The organism is Geomonas azotofigens, from assembly GCF_018919395.1.
Lineage (GTDB): Bacteria > Desulfobacterota > Desulfuromonadia > Geobacterales > Geobacteraceae > Geomonas > Geomonas azotofigens.
Genome location: NZ_JAHLME010000008.1, coordinates 1 through 22,942, shown reverse-complemented (window position 1 = coordinate 22,942; position 22,942 = coordinate 1). Strand labels below are relative to the sequence as shown.

The following is a 22,942-nucleotide window of genomic DNA, read 5'->3' as shown; positions in this document are numbered from 1 at the left end:
TGGTCGTACCACATCGTGGCGGGAATAATGAAATGCGCGGATTGAAATACCTGGCTGGATACTCCGAACAAGTCACCTCGAAGGTGGAGCGCCTCCTGGCGCACAACGAGCTGGGGGGCGTTTTGCTGGCCAAGTACCCTACCCCGCATCAGGTCAGGACCGACCGGGCCCTCTACGATTTCACCGTCAACCTCAAGAACGAATTCCTGCGCAAGTCCCAACCCCTCAGCAAGGTGAGCTACGACCCGAAAATCAGCGTCATCAACCACGCCCTCGGCCTCCACTCTTTTGTCTCCCGCGTACAAGGCGCGAAACTGACGGCGAAACACGAGATCAGGATCGCCACCCTGTTCAGAACGGCCCCGGTCGAGTTCCTGCGCATGATCGTCGTGCACGAGCTGGCCCACCTCAAAGAGAAGGAGCACAACAAGGCCTTCTACCAGCTCTGCGAGTACATGGAACCCTCCTACCACCAGCTCGAGTTTGACACCAGGCTGTACCTGACCCACCTCGACGCCTTCGGCCCGCTGTACCAGGAACCCTGAGCCGCCCCCCTCGCTCCCGGCGCCCCCTCCGCCATTGACAACGGCAAGCCTCCCGCTAGCATTTAGTCTGCTGCAAAGTTAACAACAACTAATCTTTCCCGCTGTCTCCCATGGCACAAGGAGGATCCCATGTCGTTCGCGCTCTACATCATCGGGTTCATTCTCATCATCGGCGGCATCGCCTGGACCCTGGTCGCGGCGGGGGTGGCCATGTTCAAGATCGCCATCGTCTGCATCATACTACTGGGGATCGGCATCCTGTCAGGGGTGGTCCACACCCGCCCCAAAGATCCTCCCCGTGGGCCGCTGGCCTGACCCACAGCGTTTCCGTGCGGTGCCAAAAAAGAGACCCATCATGAACTTCGATGGGTCTCTTTTCTTTTGGGGCGTCTGATGGTCAGAGAGTCACACCGCCAGCACGGTCGGTGGCACCGGCAGCGGTTCGCGCTTCGGCCCCGGTCCCTCCTCCTGCGGGGAGAACGGCATCGCCAGCACCCGGCCGAGGGTCAGCTGCCGCGGGTCCTGGTAACCGGCGACGCCGATGTCCACGGAGTCCTGCAGCACGTTGAGGCGGATGGTGCCGTGCAGGTAATCCGGCCAGGAGAAGATGGTCGACCAGTTGGAGTCGGTCTCCTCCTTCACCACGGAATGATGGATCCCGTGCATGCGCGGGGTGACGATGACGCGGCACAAGCGTCGCTCGACCCGGTAGGGGAGCCTCTGGTTCGAATGGTGGAACATGATCGCCATCAGGGTGAGGGTCTGCCACAGGGCAAGCCCCAGCGGCGAGACGCCAATGAGTCTGACCTGCGCCGCCCGCCAGGGCACCGACAGGACCAGTTCCCCGAAGTGGAAGCGCAGCGCGGTGCTGGCATCGAGGTCGAGGTCGACGTGGTGCGGCCTGTGGAAGCGCCAGAGCAGGGGAACCTTGTGGGTCAGTACATGCCAGATGAAGAGCGTGTAGTCGAGGAGCAGGACCGAAAGCGCCACCTCGGCCCAGGCCGGAAGGCACAACAACTTCAGCAGCCCCAGGCGCTTCGCCTGCACCCGCAGGGCGAGCGGCCCCACCACCGGCTTCTCGGCGACCGCCACGGTCGCGGCGGCCAGGACCGCAAACGCGGCGTTACGGGCGTCGCGGCGCAGCTTGTCCTCCTTCCCGCGCCGGAGGGGACGACTGAGCTCCCTGGCCGCGACCGCGGCGAAGGTGCCAAAGATAAGCGCCGCGTTCAACCACTTGGGCAGTTCGCCCCTCAGGGGATCCCTTCGACCAGCCATGCCGTCCTCCCTTGTCACCGGCCCCGCCACAGGGTGGCTAGGCCAGCACTCACCGTTTATCCCCCGCCACCCGGTGCACCAACTCGGCGGCGGCGGTCCAGGCGATGTGGTTGCACAACTCCTTCGCGCTCGGCTGCCACGGAATGCGACGCAATCCGGGCGAAACCCCGAGCGCGGGCGCGATCATCCCGTCGCAGGCGCAGAAAAAGGGGACGGCGAAGGGGAGACCGCCCCAACGGGTGAGAATGGGAAACGTCCTGGTGAGCCGGCTGTGGATAACGCCCCAGCCAACGCCGTAGAGGACGCCGAAAGCGGCCCGGGCCCGCTTTTTCTCCGCGGAATCCAGCCTGCGCCCCAAAACCTTGGAGGCAAAATACGGCCCCGCCATCTGGTGCGCCGGCGCTTCCCTGACCCGCCGGTCACGCCTCTTCTGCTTCGCGCTCACCAACCGGTCCAGCAGCTTGTCACTGCCGGCCGCCACCGCACCGGCCACCAGGCCCGCCGCCATCGACAACAGGACCGGGTGCCGCACCATCAAGGACCGCGGACGATCTTCCGTGAACATGCCAGCCTCCTTGTGCCTGCATTGATGTTTGATTTTCGACCCACTCCGAACAGCTCCCACATTGTAGCCCCCGCAGTTGGGCTGTCAATTTAGGGCAACCCACACGAACGCCGGCGGTTTTACTGAGACAGGGCCGCTTGACCCTCTAAGAGAGCGTTTTATAATTACGACGCGTTTCAGAGAGCAGCGCAACGAAACGCTCAGGAGGCTCCCATGCTGGTCCGCACCCTGCAAGTGGTGGTACATTGCGAGCACAAGACGCTGTGGAACATGCTGATGGACAGGCTGCAGCACCCGGAGCGCTACATGCAGGGGGTGGTCGATCCCCGGCTCACCGAGGAAAGCGCCGACGTCTTCATTTCGGAGATGACCCTGCACGGGGAAGAGGTGAAGGAACGGGTGCTGGTGCGTCCCTATGACGGGGCGTTGCGCCACGAACTCCTGGAGCACCCGCAATTCACCGGCTTCATCGTGAGGAAAATCGTGAAATCGGCGCGGCAGAGCCCGGTCGCCCCGCTCTACCTCGAGTACGACCTGGACCTGCTGCGCAAGTCACTGAAGGTGCAGGGAGTGGTCCGGGGGGAAGAGGAAATCCTCACCGACCTGGAAACGGAGATGCAGAAGGTGAAAATGCGGGCGGAGGAGTCGGACGCGAGGGGGTGAGCAGATGCGAGCGTTCTTTCTTGCCACGTTATGCGCGGGAGCCCTTTTCTCGACCGCGGCCTGGTGCGCTGCGCCGGACTGGTTTCTGTTGGACCAGAACGAGGAATCCAGCTTTTTCTACGATAGAGGCGGCGGCAACAAGGTCCGGGAAGGGGTGATCCAGGTCAGGACGCGGGTCGTCTACAGCGACCAGGGGAGAAAGGAAGCCCTCAGGATGCTGAAAGGGCTGCCGCAGCTGGCCATGCTGCACGAAACCCTTTACAGCTATGAAATCAACTGCGAGGAACGCGAGGGGCACCTGCTCGCCGCAAGCCACCTGGACAGTAACGGCGACATCCTCAAGACCAGCGACCTCGCCGCCGTCACCCAGTGGCAATACCTGCCACCCGACACGCGCATGGGACTAGTCCTTCAGCAGGCCTGCCAGCCCTAGCCGCTGCTACCTCTTGCGGTACTCCTGCCGCAACAACAGGTCCATCAACACCAGCGCCGCCATCGACTCCACGACCGGCACCGCCCGCGGCACGATGCACGGGTCATGGCGCCCCTTCGCCTCCAGGACCGTTTCGCTGCCGTCGAAGCGTGCCGTTTTCTGCGGCAGGGCCACCGTCGCCGGCGGCTTGAACACCACGCGGAAGTACACCGGCTCCCCGTTGGAAATCCCCCCCTGCACGCCTCCCGAGTAATTGGTCGCCGTCCCCAGCCGCCCTCCCTTATCCACGAAAGGATCGTTGTGGGCGCTGCCCAGCATGCGGCTGCCGCTGAACCCGGAACCGATCTCGAACCCCTTGCTGGCCGGAATGGAGAGCATGGCATGCGCCAGGAGCGCCTCCAGCTTGTCGAAAGCCGGCTCCCCCAGTCCGGCGGGAAGGTTGCGGCAGACGCAGCGGACCGTCCCGCCGACGGAATCGTCCCGGCTTTTCACCTGGGCGATCAGGTCGGCCATGGCCTGGCTCATGGCGGGGTTGCCGCAGCGGACCGGATGCCCATCCACCTGCTGCCGCGTGATCCGTTCCAGGTCGACGTCGCCCGCTTCCAATGCCCCCACGCCATCGACCCAGGCCACGATCTCGACGCCGTGCCGTTCGAAAAGGAACTTTTCCGCGATGGCGCCGGCCGCCACGCGGGCGATGGTCTCGCGGGCGGAGGAGCGCCCGCCGCCGCTGGAGGCGCGCACACCGTACTTCACCTGGTAGGTGTAGTCGGCGTGCGAAGGGCGCGGGACCTGCGACATCTCCTGGTAGTCCCCGGGACGCTGGTCGCGGTTGTGGACGATGAGGCCGATGGGGGTGCCCAGGGTGATGCCGTCCTCGACGCCGGAAAGGATGGTAACCAGGTCCTCTTCCTGGCGCTTGGTGCTCAGTTCACTCTGTCCCGGACGGCGGCGGTCCAGCTGCGGCTGGATGTCGGCCTCGCAAAGACGCATCCCGGCCGGCGCTCCGTCAACCATGGCGCCGACGGCTGGGCAGTGGCTCTCGCCGAAGGTGGCGACTCTGAACAAGGTACCGAAGATGGACGACATATCAGCTCCTTCCCCTTACCGGGCGGCCTTGGCGGCGGCCCGGGAGGTATTTCTCGGGTGCCGCTTCGCAACCAGCACCACCAGGCTGCGCGGCGGCAGCCGGTAACTTTCCGACCCGAGCACCGGCATGTCCTCCCAGGGGGAGATGTCGTCGGGTGAGTCGAGCGAGGTGTCGATCCAGCGATGCCAGGCGCCGCCGGGAAGCCTTCTGGGCGGTGGCAGCGTGAAGGTGAGCGGCTCCCAGTAGGCGTTGACCATGTAATGGAACACGAGATGTTTCGACGCGCTCCACACCGTGAGGGCGATGCTGTGGGACTGGTAGCTCCAGTCCGGGGTGCCGAGATGGACGCCGTGCCACTCCAGGCGCGCCTGCCCCAGGAGCTGGTTCAGCGTCAGCGCCTCCGCCGGCGTGTCGCTCTGCCTGAGCCGCGCCCGGATCAGCTCCCTGGTGAAGCGATAGACATCCGGATGGACGGCGAGCCGGTCCCAGTCGAACCACCCCAACTCGTTGTCCTGACAGTAGGCGTTGTTGTTGCCGCGCTGGGTGCGGCGCATCTCGTCACCCATGAGGATCATCGGGGTCCCCAGCGCGAGCAGGGTGACCGCCATGAAGTTCTTCACCTGGCGGTTGCGCAACGCCTCGACGGCGGGGTCCTCGCTCGGCCCCTCGACGCCGCAGTTCCAGCTCAGGTTCGTATCGGAACCGTCCCGGTTGTTTTCGCCGTTGGCCTCGTTGTGCTTGTCGTTGTAGGAAACCAGGTCGTTCAGCGTGAAGCCGTCGTGACAGGTGACGAAGTTGATGCTCTGCTCGGGCTCTCGCTCCTGGTGGCCGTAGATGTCGGGGCTCGCCAGCATCCTCGCGGCGAAGCGCGACACCACCCCCTCGTCTCCCTTCAGGAAGCGGCGCACGTCGTCGCGGAACTCACCGTTCCATTCCTTCCAACTGTCGCCGATGAAGCTACCCACCTGGTACAGGCCGCCGGCGTCCCAGGCCTCCGCGATCAGCTTGATTCCGGCCAGGGCCGGGTCGGACTCGATGTCCCAGAGGATGGGGGGGTTCTTGAGCGGGCGCCCCTGGCCGTCGCGGGAAAGGATGGAGGCGAGATCGAAGCGGAAGCCGTCGACGTGCATCTCCTTGACCCAGTAGTGCAGGGAGTCGATGATCAGCCGGCGCACCACGTGGTGGTTGGCGTTCAGCGTGTTGCCGCAGCCGGTGTGGTTGATGTAGCCGCCGTCGGCGTCGAGGGAGTAGTAGACGTCGTTGGCGAAGCCGCGGAAGCAGAAGGTGGGGCCGTTGTGGTCCCCCTCGGAGGTGTGGTTGTAGACCACGTCCAGGATCACCTCGATGCCCGCCCTGTGCAGCGCCTTGACCATGTCGCGGAACTCGTCCAGCGGCCCCAGCGGCCCCTTCCTGGAGCTGAAGGCGGCGTGCGGCGCGAAGAAGGAGACCGGGCTGTACCCCCAGAAGTTGCGCAGCCCCAGGGGGGCGTCGAGCGGGTCGAACTGGAATACCGGCAGGAGCTCCACGGCGGTTATGCCCAGTTCCTTAAGGTACGGGATCTTTTCGACCAGGCCCGCATAGGTGCCGCGCTTCTCCTCGGCGACCCCGGAGGAGGGGTGCTTGGTAAAGCCCGCCACGTGCATCTCGTAGATGACCGTCTTCGAATAGGGGCGCTTGAGCGGCAGGTCCCCTTCCCAGTCGTAGCCGCGCGGGTCGGCAACCACGCTCTTCATGGCGCTCACCGCGTTATCGCCGGGGAGGCAGGCGTCGCCGCGGCGGTACCCGTCGGGGACGGAGATGGCGCGGCCATAAGGGTCGATGAGCACCTTGCCGGGATCGAAGCGGCGCCCCCGCTGGGGCTCGAAGGGGCCGGCGACGCGGTAGCCGTAGAGCTGCCCGGCACCGATCCCGGGAACGAAGACGTGCCAGTAATGATACGTGCGGTTGTGCTTGGGATCGAGGGTAATGACGCGGGCGGGGGCGGTGTCGTCGGCGCGGTCGAAGAGGAGCAGTTCCACGCCGGTGCAATCCCTGGCGAAGACGCTGAAGTTCACCCCGCCCCGGATCACCGTGGCGCCCAGGGGGGAGGTGTTCCCCCTGGGGAGTTCGCCGTTTCTCCTGCCTGCCCTTCCAGTCGTTGTCGCCATTGTGTCCTTCCGGCCGATCACATAGCGTGAGCGCGTTCTCTGTGAGGATGAGGCTGTAACTGCTCTTTTTACCCTGTGAGACTATAGATGATTATGTTTTTCAGTCAAACCGACGAGCGTTCTTTTTTAGAAAGAGTCGCGACGGCAATGCCGCACACCGAGATGACCGCGCAGAGCCAGCCGATCCAGTCCCCGGCGGCGCCGTACAGCGTCCCCCCCTCGAGAAGCGGCACCCGGCCCACCAGTACCTCGCGGGTCCAGACCCCGGTGCGGCTGACGATGCGTCCCGCCGGGTCCACGAAGGCCGAGATGCCGGTGTTGGTGACCCGCACCAGGGAGCGGCGGTTCTCGATGGAGCGGAAGCTGGCCAGTGCCAGGTGCTCCATGGGCTCCACCGATTTCCCGTACCAAGAGTCGTTGGTCATGTTGATCATGACCTCCGGCTGACGCCCAGCCCCCCCGCCGCGCATGAGCTTTCTGATGTGGGTGGGGAAGATGTCCTCGTAACAGATGCTCACCGAGAGCAGGTGGTTCCCCAGCTTCAGCGGTTCGGCGCTCCTGCCCGAGTAGAACTTCGCGCTGTACGGGGACCAGGCGTAGAGTTGGGGGAAGGTATCGCCGAAGGGAATGTACTCGCCGAAGGGTACCAGCACCGTCTTGTCGTAGCTCCCGAGGATGCGCCCCGAGCCGTCGGCCAGGAGGGCGCTGTTGCAGAAGCGGGTCTCCCCCTGCTCCTTGATCTGCAGGCACGCCCCGAAGAGGAGCGGCGTGCGCAGATCACCCAGCGCCCAGGTGGGAAGGCTCCCGTCGCGGGAATCGAGGGCAACGCTCAGGACCCCCTCGGGCCAGACCACCAGGTCGGGCTTTTGTCTCGCCACCAGGTCCTGCGACAGCTCGCGATGTTCCTTCTGCATCAGGTCCACCGCCAGGTGATTGTCGGCCGCTCCCCGGTTGGTCTGCACCAAGCCGACCGTCAGCCTTGGCGCCGCGGCGAGCTTTCGGTCCACCTCCCTGAGGCGCAACTCCCCGTACCCCGCGACCAGGAGCAGCGTCACGGTGAGGGCCGCAACGGGGCGCCACGGCAACTCCCTCTGCTCGCGCCAGCGCAACGTCACCCAGTACAGGGTGGCGTTCATGTAGACCACCAGGAAGGAGACGCCGAGGATGCCGGCGAAGTCGGCAATCTGGGTGAGATGCGAGATGCGGTACTGGCTCGCCCCAAGGTAGTTGGGAAAGACCTCCGGCCAGAGCTTCTCGATGGCCGTCCAGAGGACCGGTGCGGCCCAGAGCACGTACCATTGCCGGTCCCGGGTCAGAAGGCGGGTCCCCAGGGCCCAGAGCGCCAGCACCATCCCGTTGGCGGCGGCGAGGAGTAACAGGCCGAACACCCCGGCGACAAAGGGGGCGCCGGCGAACTGCTGGAACATCTGGATGATCCAGTAAAAGCCCCCGCCGTGTCCGACGATCCCGGCCAGCCAGCCCAGGAGGAAGGCGCGCCCCGGGCGCTGGTCGCGCAGGGCCCAGAGCAAGGGAACCAGGAAGAACCACTCGAGGTAGAACTGATCGAAACCGGCGTAGCCCAGGAACATGAGGACCCCGCTCGCGACGGCGGCGCCCCAGGGGAACAGGATCTTGAAATCGGGGGAAGTAGCCAAGGATGAACCTCTTTTCGCAATAACTGCAGCAGGGGGTGGCGCCCCGACGCCGCGCAGCCTGGCACGATAGCACAGCCGCTTAATAATCACAATCTAACAGGGGCGCAACCCGCGCCGCCCAAAAGAAAGGGCGCCCGGGAAGGCGCCCCACGTTCTTTTAACGCTCCGGATAATAGTCCGGTGGAACCGAGTACATGTCGGGCGGAGGAGGAGGGGTGTAGGGGCGTGCCCGGCGCACCTTGCGCACCGAGCCCGGTATCTGGTTCCCCTTGGCGTACATGCACTGCACGTAGGTATTGTCATAGCGCCGCTGGGCCTCGTAGCCGTAGCCCCGGCCCGACTCGGAACCGCTCGCCGCGCCGAAGAGAAGGCCGGTACCGCCGCCGATCGCCGCGCCGGCACCCGCATTGCCGCCGGCCGCGCCTAACAGGGCCCCGACGCCGGCCCCGACGGCACCACCGACGACCGCGCTGGTAGCGGTGTTCTGGTTCGCGGTATCCTGCGGGCTCATGCCCAGGCTCTGTTCGGCGTACCTGCGGCACAGGGAGTCTTCAGCCACGAACTGCTCGAAGGATTTCCCCGGGGTCGGCAGCACCCTGACGCTTGGGCCCGTGGGCATGGTGACGCAACCACCCAGCACCAGGAAGGCTAGCAACGACCACACTGTGGTCCTGGTCTTTCTCATGTCAATCCTCCTTGTCGTCCTCTGACTGTGCCGGTGGCGTGGTATTGGGCACGACCTTCATCCAGCCGCTCGGGCAGCGCTCCACGTATGGGTAGTAACCTTCCGGCTTGCGGCAGTAATACCAGTACCCGGTTTGCTCGGTTCCGGTGCCGGTCCCGGTGTCGGTGTCGGGGGAGATGTATTCCTGCGGTTCCTGCGGCACCACCACGGTGGGCGGAGTGTAGTAGTACGGGTAGGTGTAGTAGTAGGGATAGAAGAAGGGATCCCACCCCCAGCCCCACCCCGGGCCGATATAGACGCTGCCGGAGAAGTACCCGCCGCCCCTGTGGCCGCCGTAGCCGTAACCGCCGCGGCTGTAGCCGCCCCCACCCCGCCCCGCCGCACGGGCTCCGACTTCACCGCCGCCTCGGCCGGCGACGCGCGTGAACGTTTCCCCGCGCGCTCCCGAATCGGCACGGCTGGCGGTAACGGAAGCGGTCACTGACACAGCGACCAGGAACAACGGAAGTAAAAGGGTGCTAATCCGGATCATCTTCATGACGTAGCCCTCCTTTGAGGGATGTTTTGCAACCATTTCAGTATACTACCTGCCCGAAATATCTGCAAAAGCTAACCCGGAGACAACATACCCCGCGGGGTCTACCCTGTCAATGTGAAGCTGCCACCGCAAACAGTGTGGTTGATACAGCACCGACCAGCGCCCAAGCCACCTCCACCCCAAGCAGTTTGACTTCCCTGCCGACCATGTAAAAATTAGCGGGTTCTAAATATTCCCAGTCTGAAAGGAGCTAACGTATGAGAAAAAATTCAACCATCGTCTCGTCCCTTTTTCTTGCAGCAGCTCTGATAGTCCCGGCCGTCAACTCGTGGACCGCCGAGCGGCACCTCCCCCCCAAGGGACCGCCGGACGCCGTCATGGAAGCCCAGACACCGAGGGAGGTACCGCAAAAACGTCCGGAACAGCAAAAGGGAAGCCACGACCAGTCGGACATCTTCCAGGCGACCAAAGCCGCCCCTGTCTCGACCGCCCTGAAGAACCAGCCTGATGAAGGAAAGATCCTGGGCTTCGAGTTCTACCGCGACCCGCTGGACGCCAAGAAACCGATGATGACCTTTCAGGAGGTGTACCAGAAGGACGTTGCGGAGAAGCCCAAGGTGATGGAGACCCAGCGCCGGCTTTTGGAATCGCGCTATGACCTGCGCCCGAGGCTGTCGCCGGACGTCAAGATGTCGCGCGGCAAGCCGATCGCAGTCGGCCCGACGGCGCGGCTCGCCCAAGGCGCCTCGTGGGAGAGACTGGCGGCGATGCCTCCCGGCGAGATCAGGGCGAAGAACCTGTTCCCCTACCCGCCGCTTCCCCACCCCAAGCAGGTCAACGGCGGACAGGTCTTCCCACAGATGCAGATCGACATGTTCCCGAGGCTGCAGCGCTTCGACGTCGACTTCGACATCCCCGAGGCCTTCCTGCCCGAATTCCCCCCGGCGATCTTCCTGCAGAACCGGCCGGAACTGGGCGACGTCTCCCGCGGCGAGGTGGTCTCCATCAACAACTACTACCGCCTGTTCAAGGACCTGCTCACCCCGGTCCAGCTTGACGGCCTGCGCATGCTGCTGACCCCGTTCCCCCAGGAGGAGTTCAACCCCACAGACGACAGGAAAAGCGAACAGCCGAGCCTCGGGGTCACCTGCCTGGACTGCCATGTCAACGGACACACCACAGCTCAGTTTCACCTGAGCCCCGACATCCGCCCGCAGGAGCGGCGCTTCCGGCTCGATACCGTGAGCCTGAGGGGGCTTTTCAACCAGCAGATCCACGCCTCGAAAAGGAGCCTGCGTTCGGTGGAGGACTTCTCCGAGTTCGAGCAGCGCACCGCCTACTTTAACGGTGACGAGATCCACGCCGCCAAGAAGGGGATGAACGTGATCAGCCGCGTCCAGGTCGCCCACATGGCCCAGATGCAGAACATGTTCGACGTGCCTCCGGCTCCCAAGCTCGACCCGGCTGGTTTCCTCGTCCCAGAGAGGGCGACCCAGGCCGAGCTTGCCGGGCAGCAGGTGTTTTTCGGCAAGGGTAGGTGCGGCCTGTGCCACCCGGCCCCGTTCTACCTGGACCAACAGATGCACGACCTGCAGCTGGACCGCTTCACCAGGGAGCCCGGCGACGGCCCCATCAAGACCTTCACCCTGCGCGGCATCAAGGAGAGCCCCCCGTACCTGCACGATGGCCGTTGCCTGACCCTCGAGGATACGGTGAAGTTCTTCGATCTCGTCCTGGGGTTGCGCCTCAGCCAGGAGGAGCAGAACAACCTGGTCGCCTTCCTGCGCGTGCTCTAGCCTCAGCACGCGGCACCCGTCACCTTGCAGCCAAAGCCCCACTTCCACGAGTGGGGCTTTTTTCACTGATGTCGGTGGCGCGGACCGCGATCAACCAGGTGCAGGACCTGCTGGGAGGCGTGGAGGAATCGAGGACGAACACGCCGGGATGACCGAGGGGAATTGGCAGTGGCGGCTGCCGCCGTCGTGCGACCTCATGGGCATCGCCCCTCGCCTGGCGGACATGACGGTCAGGTATGGTCGGGCCCGCTGAAGCGAAGAGGGGCTTCGCCTGACGACGAAGCCCCTCCCCAATTGCCACCGTGCACGGCTGACGCCGCGGCGTTACTTCTCGCTCACGCCCAGCTTGTGAGCCATGTCTTTGGCGTGCTGCAGGTGCTGCTCCAGCACCGGCAGGGTCTTTTCGATCCACCCCTTGAGTTCCGGATCCTTGACCTTCTTGCTCTCCTTGGTGAACTTCTCCACGTCTTTCTTGTGGTCCTTCACCATGGCCTCTGCGTACTTCCTGTCGAACTCGTCGGCGGAAGCTTTGGAGAGCCTCTCCACGGTGGCCTTATGCTTCAGTTCCAGCTTGGTCGGCAGCTTCACCCTGTTGCCCACCACGCTCTTCAACTCGTCGTTGGCCTTGCCATGGTCGGTCAGCATGCGCTGGGCGAAATCCTTCACTTCCTGCGACTTGCCCCTCTCCTTGGCCATCTGCCCAAGTTCGACCTCCATCATGCCGCCGCTGGCCGCCTCCTTCACGAACGATTTCTCGCCCATGGTCAGTTTGTCGGCCGCCAGTGCCGGGAGCACCAGGCTGCACACCGCAAACAGGGAAACCACCGCCATCCACACCAGTTTTCTCTTCATGTTGCCTCCTTTTTGTTGGCCGAAGCCGATGATATGTCAGATTAGCAAAATCTAACCATCTAAAAGTAGCGGCCTTCGCCCTCTTGTCAACCGGAAGGAACCGGTAGCCGGGGGACCATCGGGGGGCACAACGAAAAAGCGCCCGTGCGGGCGCTCGAGGATGACTGGAGAAAATGGATGTCGCCGGCGGCGCCGGGGCGCGCCGTTACTGGTATAGCCGCTGCTCCTCCGTGTAGTAGGTGCGCTTTGACTGCACGTTCTCCTTGATGACCTTGGCGCCTGTGGGCGAAGTCTTCAGTTCGGGGCGGTGCACCTTCAAAAATTCCCGGTACTCGCCCGACACCATGTCCGGGTGCCGCGTCCTCAGCTCGGCTATGGCATCCTGAAGCACCCGCGGGATCGCGTCCGCCAGGGCCCGGACCGCTTCGGAAGGGAGCTTGCCGGCGGGTGACTTCGGGGAGATGCGCGCGGCCCAAAGGATCTCGTCGGCGTAGGCGTTGCCGATACCGCCGATCAGCGCCTGGTCGAGCAGCAGCGGCTTGATGAGGGTCTTCGGTTTCTTGCGGCAGAGCTGCTCCAGCAGCTCCTCGGTGACGGCCAGGGCATCGGGTGCGTCCTTCTCCGTGCCGGGGTTGAGGGTCACGCTCGCCCACCCCTTCTCGTCGGTGACGGCGAGGACGGAACCGTCTTCGAAGGTGACGGTGAGCACGAGGTACCCCAGGCGGTCCCGCTTGGCGGAGTCGGACAGGACGAAGCCGCCGGTCAGCATGAGGTGCACCCGCACGATGTTTCCGTTGCCGAACCGGAAGGCGACCTGCTTGCCGGCTCTCTCGACGCCGGTCACCGCGGCTCCCGCGACCGCGTTGGAGAGTTCGGCCTCGGAGACGTTCAGCTTGCCCCTCTGGTGGTACGCCACCTCGTGAACCTTCTTGCCGGTCAGGGCTTTGGCGAGGTTCTCGGCATAGACGGTGAGATCGGGGAGTTCGGGCATGGGTGCCTCCTTTGAGCGGAAGATTCACTCGGGTGAGCGTAGCCCGCGACGGCGCGATGTCAACGCCGGGGGCGAGTACCTCAGTCGGCGGCAGCGCCCTCGGCGCGGTAGTCGACGCCGAGCTGACGCTCGCGCAGGCGCTTCACGGACAGGGGGAGCACGACGGCGGCGAAGATCAGGGCACAGCCGGTCCACTCCTCGACGGTGAGCCTCTCACCCAGCAGCATGGTACCACCCATCATGCTCCAGACCGGGTCCATGGTGTAGATGAGCCCCGCCTTGGTGGGGGTGGTGTAGCGCTGGTAGGTGTTCTGCAAGGTGAAGCAGATCACGGTCGGGAAGATGGCGCAGTAGATGAGCGAGCCGAGCGAGACCCAGGTGACGGACAGGGGGGCGGAAGGAAGCAGCAGGTCCAGGGTCCCCCCAACCACGGCCACCGTGGCGAACTGGACGAAACTCAGCAGGTAGATGTCCTCGTCGCGCAGAAGCTTCGACACCGAGATGATGTGCAGCGCGATGAACAGCGCGCAGAGGGTCGACAGCAGGTCTCCCTTGTTGAAGCCGTCAACACCCCCCCGGGCCAGCAGCCAGAGTCCCGCAAGCGCCAGCACCAGCCCGGCCGCGCTCAGGCGGTCCAGCCGCTCCCGCCAGAAGGCGAAGCAAAGCAGCGGAATCAGGAGCACGAACAGGTTGTTCAGGAACCCGGCCCGGGAAACGCTGGTTCCGCTCACCCCGAGGACGAAGGAGAGGTTGGTGGCGGCGAGCGCTAGCCCCACCAGCAAGCCGGTCCGCAAGGTGCGTCGGTTGAAACGCTTAAGGCGCGGCAGGCAGAGTAGCCCCATGAGCAGCGTCGCCAGGGCGAAGCGGTAAAACAGGAAAGTTACGGGGGGGATTTCGCGAAACCCTATCTTGTTGAAGATGAAACTGCCACCCCAAAAGACCGTGGTCAGTATCAGCCAGAAGGTCGCTCTGGATGAGCGCTGATCGTCGTGTTGTGTTCTTTGCATCCGCCTATTAAAGACAGGGGTGACCGCGGATGTCAACTGTTGTGACGCCGGAACACTATGACTTAAACTTCTCTAAGGCTGTAACAGAAGCACCCTCAGCCGCGGTGGCAGCACTTGGAGGTCCATCTATCTTCGCTAAAGTAAAAGTGGGCGCCCGCCGATACTATGAAGACTGGCGCTGGTGCAGCCAGCGTCCCCCGAAAGGAGGCTTTGCCTTGGCAGTGGTCCACATCGACAACCTGACACCCGGCATGGTCCTAAGCCGCAACGTCTGCGACCGCAGCGGCCGCATGCTCCTCCCCGCCGGCGCCGAGCTTACCGACAAGCATTTTTCCATCTTCCGGATGTGGGGTGTTCTCGAGGTCGAGGTGGCCGGAGACGCCATTATAGATGACGACGAGGCAACACCCCCCTTGAGCCAGGAAATCGACCCGGCGCTCCTGGCGCACGCCAGGGCGGAGATGGAGCGGCTCTTCATCTACAACGATCCGGAACACCCCGCCATCAAGGAACTGATGCGCATCTGCACCGAGAGGAGGGCTACCCGTGCTGCGTAAGCCCCAACTGTCGGTGGAGCACATGGTGGAGGACGTCTCCACCATCCACTCCCTCCCCCTTTTCTATTCGCAGCTGTCGGAGGCCATCGACCATCCCCGCAGTTCCATCGGCGACATCGCCAAGATCATCGCGGAGGACCAGGGGCTGACCGCGCGCATCCTGAAGCTCGCCAACAGCCCGCTGTTCGGTTATTTCTCCAAGATCGACACCATCACCCAGGCGGTCACCATCATCGGGGTCCTCCAGGTGCGTGACCTGGCGCTGGCCCTCTCGGTCATGGACGTCTTCCGGGGCATCCCCGGGGACCTGGTCAACATGGAGCAGTTCTGGAAGCACAGTATCGCCACCGGTCTCGCGTCCAGGCTTCTGGCCACCAGCCAGCGGGAGTCAAACCTGGAACGCTTCTTCGTGGCCGGCATCCTGCACGACGTCGGGAGACTGGTGATGTACGTGAAGATTCCGGAGATCTGCCTGGAGCTGCTCGAGCAATGCCGCGCCACGGGATCGCTGCTGCACCGCGCCGAGCGGGAGCGGCTGGGCTTCGATCACGCCGAGGTGGGGAGCGCCCTGCTCAAGCGCTGGAAAATCCCGCCAAGGGTGGCCGAACCGGTAGGCACCCACCACGACTGCAGCAAGGGGGATCAGTACCCGAGGGAGGGGGCCATTCTGCACTTCGCGGACGTGATCGCCCACGCGCTGCAGATAGGCAACAGCGGAGAGGTCTTCGTTCCGGAACTGGACCACGGGGTCTGGGAACGGCTGCAGATTTCGAGCTTCTACCTGCCGACGCTGGTGAAGCAGGTGGACTCCACCTACGAGCAGACCGTTTCCGCTCTCTTCGGGGGTGAAGATGCCGCCCGATGACCCCAGGGACATCCAGATCCGCAAACTCCAGGAGCGGGTCAACTTTCTCGAGGAGACCAACCTCAACTACCTGAAGACCCTCGACGTCCTCACCGCCTGCAGCGACTTCCAGTCCGACATCTATCGCCTCAAGGAGTCCTCCTTCGTGATCAAGGCGGTCTTCGGGCAACTAAGGCGGCTCATTCCCTTCGCCACCCTCTCCATGTTCGGCATCGACGAGGACTCCTCCTTCGGGCTCACGGTGTGCGAGCCGGAGCGCGCCAAGGCGAGCGTCCGCAAAGAGGTGGAGGCGAGGGTGCAGGACGGGACCTTCGCCTGGGCCCTAAACCAGAACCACCCGGTGGTGGTACCCACCATATCCGGCGCCGAGACGCTGGTGCTGCACGTCCTGGCGACCAACAGCCGGATCAGGGGCATGTTCGCCGGCATCATGCCGGGCAACCATCTGAACACCGAGGTATCGACGCTCAACGCCCTGAGCAGCATCCTGATCAACACGGCCTACGCCGTGGAAAACTCCGAGCTCTACGACATGCTCCAGGAGCACATGCAGAACCTGGAGCTGAAGGTGCAGCAGCGCACGACAGAGCTGGAGCACGCGCTGGTCCAGGCGGAGGCGGCGACCGCCGCGAAGAGCATCTTCCTGGCAAACATGAGCCACGAGATCCGGACCCCGATGAACGGCGTGATCGGCCTGGCCCGCCTGCTCATGGATACCCCCCTCGACGAGGTGCAGCGCGACTACCTGGGATCGCTTTCCGACTGCGCAGAGAGCCTGCTGACCATCATCAACGAGATCCTCGACATATCGAAGGTCGAAGCCGGCATGATCACGCTGGAGAAGATCGTGTTCGACCTGCATCGTTTCCTGGTCCGCTCCCTGCAGCCCTTCATACTGCGCGGGCAGGAAAAGGGCGTGCAGGTCCAGCTGGAAGTGGGCCAGGGGTTGCCGCAGCTCATCGTGGGGGATTCGGTACGCATCGGCCAGGTGCTCGGCAACCTGGTGGGCAACGCCCTCAAGTTCACCCACAAGGGAACCATCACCGTGAGCTGCCGGCTGCTGGAACACACCGCGGGGGGGGTGCTGCTGAAGTTCGCCGTCGCCGACACCGGCATCGGCATAGCTCCGCAGGCGCTGGATGTGATCTTCGAGAAGTTCTCCCAGGCGGACAGTTCCACCACGCGGCTCTACGGCGGTACCGGTCTCGGGCTCTCCATCAGCAGAAGCCTCGTGGAGCTCATGGGGGGGACCCTCGGTGTCGAGAGCCGGCTGGGCGAAGGGAGCGTCTTCAGCTTCACCCTGCAGGCGCGGCTCCCGCTGGCGGGAGAGCTGCCCACTGAGGACTCGGAAGAATCGGGCGCCGAAGGGCTCAGCCCGCTGCGCATACTGCTGGTCGACGACGTGCCGATCAACCAGCTCATCTCCTTGAAGCTCATCGCCAAGACCGGCAATCACCAGGTCGACTGCGCCGCCAACGGCGAGGAGGCGTTGGAAAAGTGGGGGCAAGCGCCGTACGACCTCATTTTCATGGACGTGCAGATGCCGGTCATGGACGGGCTGGAGGCCACCAGGATCATCCGCTGCCGTGAAAAAGACACCGGGCAAAGGGTGCACATCTGCGCCATGACCGCCAACGCGATGAAGGAGGACGTGGAGATCTGTCGCCAGGCCGGGATGGACAGCCACATCTCCAAGCCCGTGCGGGAAAAGGAACTGAACGCGGTCATCAGGAGGATCTGCAGCGACGGGCAGCGCTCCTTGCACACCGCGGAGGTGCCGGAGGGAGCGAAACCCTCGTCGGGGACGCCATGCGAGGAGCCGGATTTCGACCTTGGTGACCTCCTGGAACGTCTCGATGGGGACGAGGATCTGGTGGGGCTGTTCGTGGTGAAGTTTATGGAGGCAGCGACCGAGCATCTTCGCCTGCTGCAGGAGGCGCTGCGGCGCGGGGACCACGAGACCTGCTACTTCAAGGCGCACACAATCGCCGGAACCGCCGCCAACATGGGCGCGGCGCGCGTGCGCAAGCTAGCGGCCCAGATGGAACAGGCAGTCAAGAACAACGATCTCCAGCTGCTGTCCCCGCTTTTTGACCAGTTGCAGGAAGCCTTCGCGGCGTTTGTAGCGGTTGCCGCCCCCCCGAAAGAATGAAGCGCAACGGAAATGGAGGCCCAAGCTGCGGCCCCCATCCCGTTGCATCCCGTTTTTCGCGGCGGAGATTCGGTTACGCGCCGCCCCTGGTCAAGACTTCCATCGTTTGAATCGCATCTTTGAGCTGGAACTCCAGGCTCCTCAGCTCATCCCTGGTGTACACGCTGGTCCCCTTGGCGATCTCGCGTTGGAGCCTGGCGATCCTTTGCTGTAGTGAGTCAACACTGTCGCGGCACGTTTGCGCTACCAGCAGGCACTCATCTTTCTGAACACTATCCGAACCGCTCATCCCCATGCCTGATTCGGCAGCTACCGGGAGGGCGGATATGAGAGTAACAGCGGCAAGAAAACCGAGCTTCCTGACAATACCTTTCATGGCGAGCCTCCTTTTTCAACGACAATTCAGGATATTATGAGTATAGGAAGGCTCGCCTCTGTTTGCAAGTGAATTTCGATATCGTACACTCATCCTCAAATCGTGTCTTCAGCGACTCTGATATGCCCACCTCAAGGCGATTTATGCCAGTGTCCTGCCCTGAACATGCCAGCCTGTGACAATCCGTATACTGTATACAAAAAGAACCGCGGAAATCCCTAAATTTTCTAGCCGGTAAGTCGAAATGTATTACAAATCGACGGACAACTGCGTCCACCATCAGCGACAAGAGGTGCGTATTAATGAACATCAGTAAAAAGATTGTCATCGCCAATGTGGCCATCGTCCTGATCGCCACCATCACCACATCGGCAGTAACGCTTTACGTGATCAAGAAGGAGATCACCCGGCAGGTCACCGTCGGGCTCACCTCACGGACCAAGGCCTTTCGCGAGTTCGTGGCCCCGAACGGCACCGGATTCGCGATGGTGGACGGTAAGCTGCAGGCAAACGGCACCGTCCTGGACGGGCGCAACGATTTGACCGACAAGATGAAGGAAATCTTCGGGGGCGAAGCGACCATCTTCCGGGGCGACGTCAGGGTGGCCACGACCATCAAGAAGGATGACGGCAGTCGTGCGGTGGGGACCTCCCTGCAGGGGGCGGCGAGGGACGCAGTCATGGACCACGCCTCCACCTACCTCGGCGAGGCCAAGATCCTCGGCGTGCCCCATTTCGCCTCGTACCTGCCGCTGCTCGACAATCAGGGGAAGGTGATTGGCGCCCTCTTCGTCGGCGATAAGAAGTCGCAATTCCTGGCCGTGTTCGACGACCTGAAGTACCTGAGCCTGGGGATCTCGGTACTGCTGGCGGGGCTTCTGGCGCTGGTCGCCTTCCTGGTCATGCACCGGGCGCTCGAGCCGATGCGGGCCCTGATCGCGACCTTGAAACACGTCGCCGAGGGGGACGGTGATTTGACCCGGCGCCTGGCCGAGTCAGATGACGAGATCGGGACCGCGAGCCGCTACTTCAACCTTTTCATCGAGAGGGTGCACGCCATCGTCCAGACCGTAGCCGACAATGCCAACTCGGTGACAGAGGCGAGTTCGGAGCTGCACCAAAGCACGGAACAGTTGGCCCGGACCACCGAAGAAGTTGCGGGACAGACCGAAACGGTATCGACCGCCGGAGAGGAGATGGCGGCAACCTCCGCCGACATCTCCAAGAACTGCCTGCAGGCGGTGGAAAGCGCGCAGCGCGCCTGCGACATGGCCACCATCGGCTCCGCCGACGTCGAGCGGAGCATCCTTGGCATGCAGCTCATCAACGAGAAGGTGCGCCTTACCTCCGAAAGCGTGAGCAGCCTGGGTGCCATGTCCCAGCAGATCGGAGAGATCATCAACACCATCCAGGACATCGCTGACCAGACCAACCTCCTGGCGCTCAACGCCGCCATCGAGGCAGCCCGTGCCGGCGAGCAGGGTCGCGGCTTCGCCGTCGTCGCCGACGAGGTGCGCAGCCTGGCAGAGCGGACCACCCACGCCACCAAGGAGATCGAGAACAACATCCGGTCCATCCAGGAGGAGACCACGCGGGCGGTTCAAGTGATGCAGGAAAGCGCAAGGGAAGCGGCCAAGGGGGCGGAGGACTCGGTGAAGTCGGGGCAGAGCCTTGAAGGTATCCTGAAGCAAATCAACGAGGTGACCCTGCAGATAGGCCAGATCGCCACGGCGGCGGAGGAGCAAAGCGCCACCAGCCGCGAGATCAGTAACAACGTGCACCAGATAACGGGGATCATCCAGGGAACGGCCCGTGCCAACCGCGAGTCCATGACCACGGCGGACAAACTGAACTCGCTGTCGGCCAACCTCAAAGGACAGATCAGCCGGTTCAGCTACTAACTAAAAAGGTATGACCAGGACTAGGACGGCCCGGGGCGATGCCCGGGCCGTTTTTATTGGTGGGTCAGGGGAGGCGCCAGTCGATGGGGGACAGGCCGTGCTGCACCAGGTAGGCGTTGGCCTTGGAAAAATGCCGGCACCCCAGGAAGCCGCGGTGCGCCGAAAGTGGTGAGGGATGCGGGGCGCGCAGCACCAGGTGCCGGCTCTCGTCGATGACGGCTCCCTTTCTTTGAGCGTAGGCTCCCCAGAGCATGAAAACGACGTGCTCCTTCTTCTCGTTCAAAAGCGCGATGACGCGGTCGGTGAAGACCTCCCACCCTTTCCCCTGGTGCGACGCCGCCCTGCCCCCCTCCACCGTAAGCACGCTGTTAAGCAGCAACACGCCCTGATCCGCCCACGCCCTCAGGTGTCCATGGCGGAAGTCAGCCGGCGCCAGCCCAAGATCGCTCTGGATCTCCTTGAAAATGTTTACCAGCGAAGGGGGGATGTCGATGCCGTGCTGCACGGAGAAGCACAGCCCGTGAGCCTGGTCCGGGCCGTGATACGGGTCCTGGCCCAGGATGACGACCTTGACGTGGTCAAAGGAAGTGGAGTTCAGGGCGTTGAAGTACTCGCTCCCCTTGGGATAGATCACCTTCCGCCGGGACAGTTCCTGGCGCAGGAACTCTTTGAGGTCCCGCATGTAGGGTTTCTCGAACTCCTCCACGAGATGGGATTTCCAACTCGCTTCCAAACGCACCTGCGATTCATTTGTCATCGTGCCAACTCCGCGTGCTTCATCCATTGAATAGAGCAGAAACTACCATACCCTCCCAACGACAGCCAAGCCGAATTTACACGCACCCAATGTAGCTGCGCATCACCTCCTTCACCTGTTCCTCCGCAACAGGCAAAGCAACTTTTGTTGCAGGAATAGCGCCCCGAAGCAACAGACATTGACAGTTTTTAATGCTGGAGTAGACTGTTGGGGTTGTAAAACAGAGGCGAAACCCGAAGGAGGAGACCATGCCACTAGAATGTTCGGTTTTGGGCAAGGACGTAGCTATCACCGAGACCACAATTCCCGTTATTTCTCCTTACTGGCGCCTGAAACGAAATGGTCATTGGGGCCTGCTGTGCCGCTACGAGCACGAGCAGGTGCGCTACTCCATGCTGTCCCCCAAAATGGGCGCGACGCTCGCGCTCATGGACGGCAGGTTGACCTTCAGGCACCTGTCCATGATCGCCCAGTACGCCTTCGACCTGGAGTCCCAGGAGAAATCTCAGGAATTCGTCACCCGCGCCATCATGGCCGCCAACCGGGACGATGATGCCGTCGTCAACATGACTCCTGAGCTGGAGCCGTATGTCAAAAGGATCGATCCTTTCGACTTAACGGTACAACCAGCGAAGTGGAAGTCCCAGGAGCGACCGGCGGTACCGTTGTCCCTCAACCTGATGTTTTCCAATGATTGCCACACCAATTGCTCGTACTGTTTCGCGAAGGGACACTGCGTCCCAGAAAGCAAACTGCTCTCGACGGAGCGCTGGAAGGAACTGCTACGGGAAGCGGAGGGGTTGGGTATAGACCAGGTGTCCCTTTCCGGCGGCGACCCGCTGTTCCGGAAGGACGCCTTGAAGCTGATCGAGGAGTTGATCGATCTGGACATGCTCTTCGCCCTCTCCACCAAGTGCTACATCACCGAGGAGATAGCAGACCGGCTGGTTTCCATCGGGATGACGCAACCCGTGAACCAGTACGTGCGCGAGATCCAACTGAACCTGGACCCTGATGAACCGACAGCGGACAAACTCGCCGGCAGCCCGGGCTACTACCACAGGGCGGTGCACAGCATCAGGAACTTGCTGAAGAGGGGTTTCAACCTGAGAGTAAAAACGGTGGCGACCGCGCTCACCGTTCCGCACATCTACGAGTGGGTCGACGAGCTGCAGGACATGGGTGTGCGCCAGATATCCGTGGCTGCGTACAACAGGAGCATCTACGGCAAAAATGACAGGTTGTTCCTGAGCAAGGAAGACAGAAACTCGATAACCGAGCAGTGTCGCCGTGCCAGGGTCGATTTCCCCGAGATAGACCTGAGGACTACGGGGTGCGAGCCTGCACAGGACACGGTCGGGGTACCAAAGCGGCTAAACGCGAAACCTCTGGATGCGCTACCAGGCGAGGATATCGAGATCCAAGAGAGGATCAGGAGATGGAAGGAAGAGGATCATTCCTTTGGCGCGCACAGCAGCATGACGATAACTCCCGACGGGAAAGTCATGCTCTACGACATCGTGCCCGAAGACGAAGCCCTCTTCGTGGGTGATGTGTCGCACAACTCGATCCTCGAGGTATGGAACAGCGAGCCTCTGTTGAACCATTCCACTCCCAAAACGGAGCAACTCAAGGGAGCGGCGTGCTACGACTGCAAGAACTTGGCGAAGTGCCAAACCAAGGCGGGATATTGTTTCCGCGATGCCTACTTCCAGTCGGGAACGGTGCTGGTACCGCCTGCTCAATGTCCCATGGTGCTGGCCGAGAGCGGCATGTGACATCGGCCCCAGAATGCGAAAAAGCCCCGTCTGGTTATCAGACGGGGCTTTCTCTATTAAATTCCCTGCGGCGACCTACTCTCCCACACCGTTACCAGTGCAGTACCATCGGCCCTGAGAGGCTTAACTTCCGTGTTCGGGATGGGAACGGGTGTGACCCTCTCGGCATAGCCACAGAGAAACTCTTGGTAAGGACAAATAATCATTCGCCCCTACAGTCTATTTCTCTTCAATTGCATCATCATGAATGTAGGTTGGCAGCATCGGCAGTTTATGATCGGGGGGTGGAGAACCACCCCCCTCTCTAAGAATTT

At 62.9% G+C, this 22,942-nt stretch carries 22 protein-coding genes and 1 rRNA gene; 10 read left to right on the top strand and 13 right to left on the bottom strand.

Going from position 1 to position 22,942, the window contains the following annotated elements; genetic code table 11:
• Positions 1–32 precede the first annotated feature (32 nt).
• Together KOL99_RS19315 and KOL99_RS19310 are read left to right on the top strand one after the other, a co-directional pair.
• A complete protein-coding gene (locus KOL99_RS19315) occupies positions 33–545 on the top strand; it encodes a M48 metallopeptidase family protein (RefSeq protein WP_216512111.1) in 513 nt (170 codons plus the stop codon).
• A gap of 129 nt (positions 546–674) precedes the next feature.
• Positions 675–860: a hypothetical protein gene (locus KOL99_RS19310; protein ID WP_216512110.1), complete on the top strand. Its 186-nt coding sequence runs from the start codon at positions 675–677 to the stop codon at positions 858–860.
• A 90-nt stretch (positions 861–950) separates the two neighbouring features.
• On the opposite strand, the gene KOL99_RS19305 is transcribed toward KOL99_RS19310, so the two are convergent.
• A complete protein-coding gene (locus KOL99_RS19305) occupies positions 951–1,820 on the bottom strand; it encodes a sterol desaturase family protein (protein WP_216512109.1) in 870 nt (289 codons plus the stop codon).
• A 49-nt stretch (positions 1,821–1,869) separates the two neighbouring features.
• Positions 1,870–2,385 (bottom strand): DUF1440 domain-containing protein, encoded by a 516-nt coding sequence (locus tag KOL99_RS19300; RefSeq protein WP_216512108.1) that lies wholly within the window; start codon positions 2,383–2,385, stop codon positions 1,870–1,872.
• A gap of 213 nt (positions 2,386–2,598) precedes the next feature.
• Here KOL99_RS19300 and KOL99_RS19295 point away from each other — a divergent pair, with 213 nt between their 5' ends.
• Together KOL99_RS19295 and KOL99_RS19290 are read left to right on the top strand one after the other, a co-directional pair.
• A complete protein-coding gene (locus KOL99_RS19295; RefSeq protein WP_216512107.1) occupies positions 2,599–3,048 on the top strand; it encodes a hypothetical protein in 450 nt (149 codons plus the stop codon).
• A gap of 4 nt (positions 3,049–3,052) precedes the next feature.
• The gene (locus KOL99_RS19290) at positions 3,053–3,481 is read left to right on the top strand and encodes a hypothetical protein (protein WP_216512106.1); all 429 of its coding nucleotides are present in this window, start codon (positions 3,053–3,055) and stop codon (positions 3,479–3,481) included.
• Between the two features lie 6 nt (positions 3,482–3,487).
• On the opposite strand, the gene aroC is transcribed toward KOL99_RS19290, so the two are convergent.
• The 5 genes from aroC to KOL99_RS19265 all read right to left on the bottom strand — a co-directional run bounded on the left by aroC (position 3,488) and on the right by KOL99_RS19265 (position 9,596).
• Positions 3,488–4,570, bottom strand: coding sequence for a chorismate synthase (aroC, locus tag KOL99_RS19285; RefSeq protein WP_216512105.1), 1,083 nt, complete (start codon positions 4,568–4,570; stop codon positions 3,488–3,490).
• 15 nt (positions 4,571–4,585) lie between these two features.
• Positions 4,586–6,718: a glycogen debranching protein GlgX gene (gene glgX, locus KOL99_RS19280; RefSeq protein WP_216512104.1), complete on the bottom strand. Its 2,133-nt coding sequence runs from the start codon at positions 6,716–6,718 to the stop codon at positions 4,586–4,588.
• Positions 6,719–6,822: 104 nt separating this feature from the next.
• Positions 6,823–8,373, bottom strand: coding sequence for an apolipoprotein N-acyltransferase (gene lnt / locus KOL99_RS19275; RefSeq protein WP_216512103.1), 1,551 nt, complete (start codon positions 8,371–8,373; stop codon positions 6,823–6,825).
• Between the two features lie 157 nt (positions 8,374–8,530).
• Positions 8,531–9,058 carry a glycine zipper family protein gene (locus tag KOL99_RS19270; RefSeq protein WP_216512102.1) on the bottom strand — a complete coding sequence of 176 codons (528 nt, stop codon included), beginning with the start codon at positions 9,056–9,058 and terminating at the stop codon, positions 8,531–8,533.
• Position 9,059: 1 nt separating this feature from the next.
• Positions 9,060–9,596, bottom strand: coding sequence for a hypothetical protein (locus KOL99_RS19265; protein ID WP_216512101.1), 537 nt, complete (start codon positions 9,594–9,596; stop codon positions 9,060–9,062).
• A 257-nt stretch (positions 9,597–9,853) separates the two neighbouring features.
• Here KOL99_RS19265 and KOL99_RS19260 point away from each other — a divergent pair, with 257 nt between their 5' ends.
• Positions 9,854–11,392, top strand: coding sequence for a cytochrome B6 (locus KOL99_RS19260; RefSeq protein WP_216512100.1), 1,539 nt, complete (start codon positions 9,854–9,856; stop codon positions 11,390–11,392).
• Positions 11,393–11,716: 324 nt separating this feature from the next.
• On the opposite strand, the gene KOL99_RS19255 is transcribed toward KOL99_RS19260, so the two are convergent.
• The 3 genes from KOL99_RS19255 to KOL99_RS19245 form a co-directional block, all read right to left on the bottom strand.
• Positions 11,717–12,244 carry a DUF4142 domain-containing protein gene (locus tag KOL99_RS19255; RefSeq protein ID WP_216512099.1) on the bottom strand — a complete coding sequence of 176 codons (528 nt, stop codon included), beginning with the start codon at positions 12,242–12,244 and terminating at the stop codon, positions 11,717–11,719.
• 205 nt (positions 12,245–12,449) lie between these two features.
• Positions 12,450–13,235, bottom strand: a complete 786-nt coding sequence (locus KOL99_RS19250) for an Fpg/Nei family DNA glycosylase (protein WP_216512098.1) — start codon at positions 13,233–13,235, stop codon at positions 12,450–12,452.
• A gap of 80 nt (positions 13,236–13,315) precedes the next feature.
• Positions 13,316–14,242, bottom strand: coding sequence for a DMT family transporter (locus KOL99_RS19245; RefSeq protein ID WP_216512097.1), 927 nt, complete (start codon positions 14,240–14,242; stop codon positions 13,316–13,318).
• A gap of 221 nt (positions 14,243–14,463) precedes the next feature.
• Here KOL99_RS19245 and KOL99_RS19240 point away from each other — a divergent pair, with 221 nt between their 5' ends.
• From KOL99_RS19240 to KOL99_RS19230, 3 genes are read left to right on the top strand one after another with little or no spacing between them, the layout of a single operon-like run.
• The gene (locus KOL99_RS19240; protein WP_328760838.1) at positions 14,464–14,799 is read left to right on the top strand and encodes a hypothetical protein; all 336 of its coding nucleotides are present in this window, start codon (positions 14,464–14,466) and stop codon (positions 14,797–14,799) included.
• The gene (locus tag KOL99_RS19235) at positions 14,789–15,664 is read left to right on the top strand and encodes an HDOD domain-containing protein (RefSeq protein WP_216512095.1); all 876 of its coding nucleotides are present in this window, start codon (positions 14,789–14,791) and stop codon (positions 15,662–15,664) included. The genes KOL99_RS19240 and KOL99_RS19235 overlap by 11 nt, the downstream gene beginning before the upstream one ends.
• On the top strand, positions 15,651–17,816 hold the full coding sequence (locus tag KOL99_RS19230) for an ATP-binding protein (RefSeq protein ID WP_216512094.1): 2,166 nt from the start codon (positions 15,651–15,653) through the stop codon (positions 17,814–17,816). Before KOL99_RS19235 ends, KOL99_RS19230 begins: the two co-directional genes overlap by 14 nt.
• Before the next feature lie 73 nt (positions 17,817–17,889).
• Here the strand turns inward: KOL99_RS19230 and KOL99_RS19225 are convergent, their stop codons facing one another.
• The gene (locus KOL99_RS19225; protein WP_216512093.1) at positions 17,890–18,192 is read right to left on the bottom strand and encodes a hypothetical protein; all 303 of its coding nucleotides are present in this window, start codon (positions 18,190–18,192) and stop codon (positions 17,890–17,892) included.
• Positions 18,193–18,494: 302 nt separating this feature from the next.
• Between KOL99_RS19225 and KOL99_RS19220 the strand changes: the two genes are divergently transcribed.
• Positions 18,495–20,093: a methyl-accepting chemotaxis protein gene (locus KOL99_RS19220; protein ID WP_216512092.1), complete on the top strand. Its 1,599-nt coding sequence runs from the start codon at positions 18,495–18,497 to the stop codon at positions 20,091–20,093.
• 64 nt (positions 20,094–20,157) lie between these two features.
• Here the strand turns inward: KOL99_RS19220 and ung are convergent, their stop codons facing one another.
• Positions 20,158–20,850 (bottom strand): uracil-DNA glycosylase, encoded by a 693-nt coding sequence (gene ung / locus KOL99_RS19215; RefSeq protein ID WP_216512091.1) that lies wholly within the window; start codon positions 20,848–20,850, stop codon positions 20,158–20,160.
• Between the two features lie 248 nt (positions 20,851–21,098).
• Between ung and KOL99_RS19210 the strand changes: the two genes are divergently transcribed.
• The gene (locus tag KOL99_RS19210; protein WP_216512090.1) at positions 21,099–22,628 is read left to right on the top strand and encodes a radical SAM protein; all 1,530 of its coding nucleotides are present in this window, start codon (positions 21,099–21,101) and stop codon (positions 22,626–22,628) included.
• A gap of 62 nt (positions 22,629–22,690) precedes the next feature.
• On the opposite strand, the gene rrf is transcribed toward KOL99_RS19210, so the two are convergent.
• Positions 22,691–22,807, bottom strand: a 5S ribosomal RNA gene (gene rrf / locus KOL99_RS19205).
• Positions 22,808–22,942: the final 135 nt, after the last annotated feature.

Coding starts and splice junctions, on each gene's coding strand:
- KOL99_RS19315 (WP_216512111.1), top strand. CDS start 33: ATGCGCGGATTGAAATACCTGGCTGGATACTCCGAACAAGTCACCTCG.
- KOL99_RS19310 (WP_216512110.1), top strand. CDS start 675: ATGTCGTTCGCGCTCTACATCATCGGGTTCATTCTCATCATCGGCGGC.
- KOL99_RS19305 (WP_216512109.1), bottom strand. CDS start 1,820: ATGGCTGGTCGAAGGGATCCCCTGAGGGGCGAACTGCCCAAGTGGTTG.
- KOL99_RS19300 (WP_216512108.1), bottom strand. CDS start 2,385: ATGTTCACGGAAGATCGTCCGCGGTCCTTGATGGTGCGGCACCCGGTC.
- KOL99_RS19295 (WP_216512107.1), top strand. CDS start 2,599: ATGCTGGTCCGCACCCTGCAAGTGGTGGTACATTGCGAGCACAAGACG.
- KOL99_RS19290 (WP_216512106.1), top strand. CDS start 3,053: ATGCGAGCGTTCTTTCTTGCCACGTTATGCGCGGGAGCCCTTTTCTCG.
- aroC (WP_216512105.1), bottom strand. CDS start 4,570: ATGTCGTCCATCTTCGGTACCTTGTTCAGAGTCGCCACCTTCGGCGAG.
- glgX (WP_216512104.1), bottom strand. CDS start 6,718: ATGGCGACAACGACTGGAAGGGCAGGCAGGAGAAACGGCGAACTCCCC.
- KOL99_RS19270 (WP_216512102.1), bottom strand. CDS start 9,058: ATGAGAAAGACCAGGACCACAGTGTGGTCGTTGCTAGCCTTCCTGGTG.
- KOL99_RS19265 (WP_216512101.1), bottom strand. CDS start 9,596: ATGAAGATGATCCGGATTAGCACCCTTTTACTTCCGTTGTTCCTGGTC.
- KOL99_RS19260 (WP_216512100.1), top strand. CDS start 9,854: ATGAGAAAAAATTCAACCATCGTCTCGTCCCTTTTTCTTGCAGCAGCT.
- KOL99_RS19255 (WP_216512099.1), bottom strand. CDS start 12,244: ATGAAGAGAAAACTGGTGTGGATGGCGGTGGTTTCCCTGTTTGCGGTG.
- KOL99_RS19250 (WP_216512098.1), bottom strand. CDS start 13,235: ATGCCCGAACTCCCCGATCTCACCGTCTATGCCGAGAACCTCGCCAAA.
- KOL99_RS19245 (WP_216512097.1), bottom strand. CDS start 14,242: ATGCAAAGAACACAACACGACGATCAGCGCTCATCCAGAGCGACCTTC.
- KOL99_RS19230 (WP_216512094.1), top strand. CDS start 15,651: ATGCCGCCCGATGACCCCAGGGACATCCAGATCCGCAAACTCCAGGAG.
- KOL99_RS19225 (WP_216512093.1), bottom strand. CDS start 18,192: ATGAAAGGTATTGTCAGGAAGCTCGGTTTTCTTGCCGCTGTTACTCTC.
- KOL99_RS19220 (WP_216512092.1), top strand. CDS start 18,495: ATGAACATCAGTAAAAAGATTGTCATCGCCAATGTGGCCATCGTCCTG.
- ung (WP_216512091.1), bottom strand. CDS start 20,850: ATGACAAATGAATCGCAGGTGCGTTTGGAAGCGAGTTGGAAATCCCAT.
- KOL99_RS19210 (WP_216512090.1), top strand. CDS start 21,099: ATGCCACTAGAATGTTCGGTTTTGGGCAAGGACGTAGCTATCACCGAG.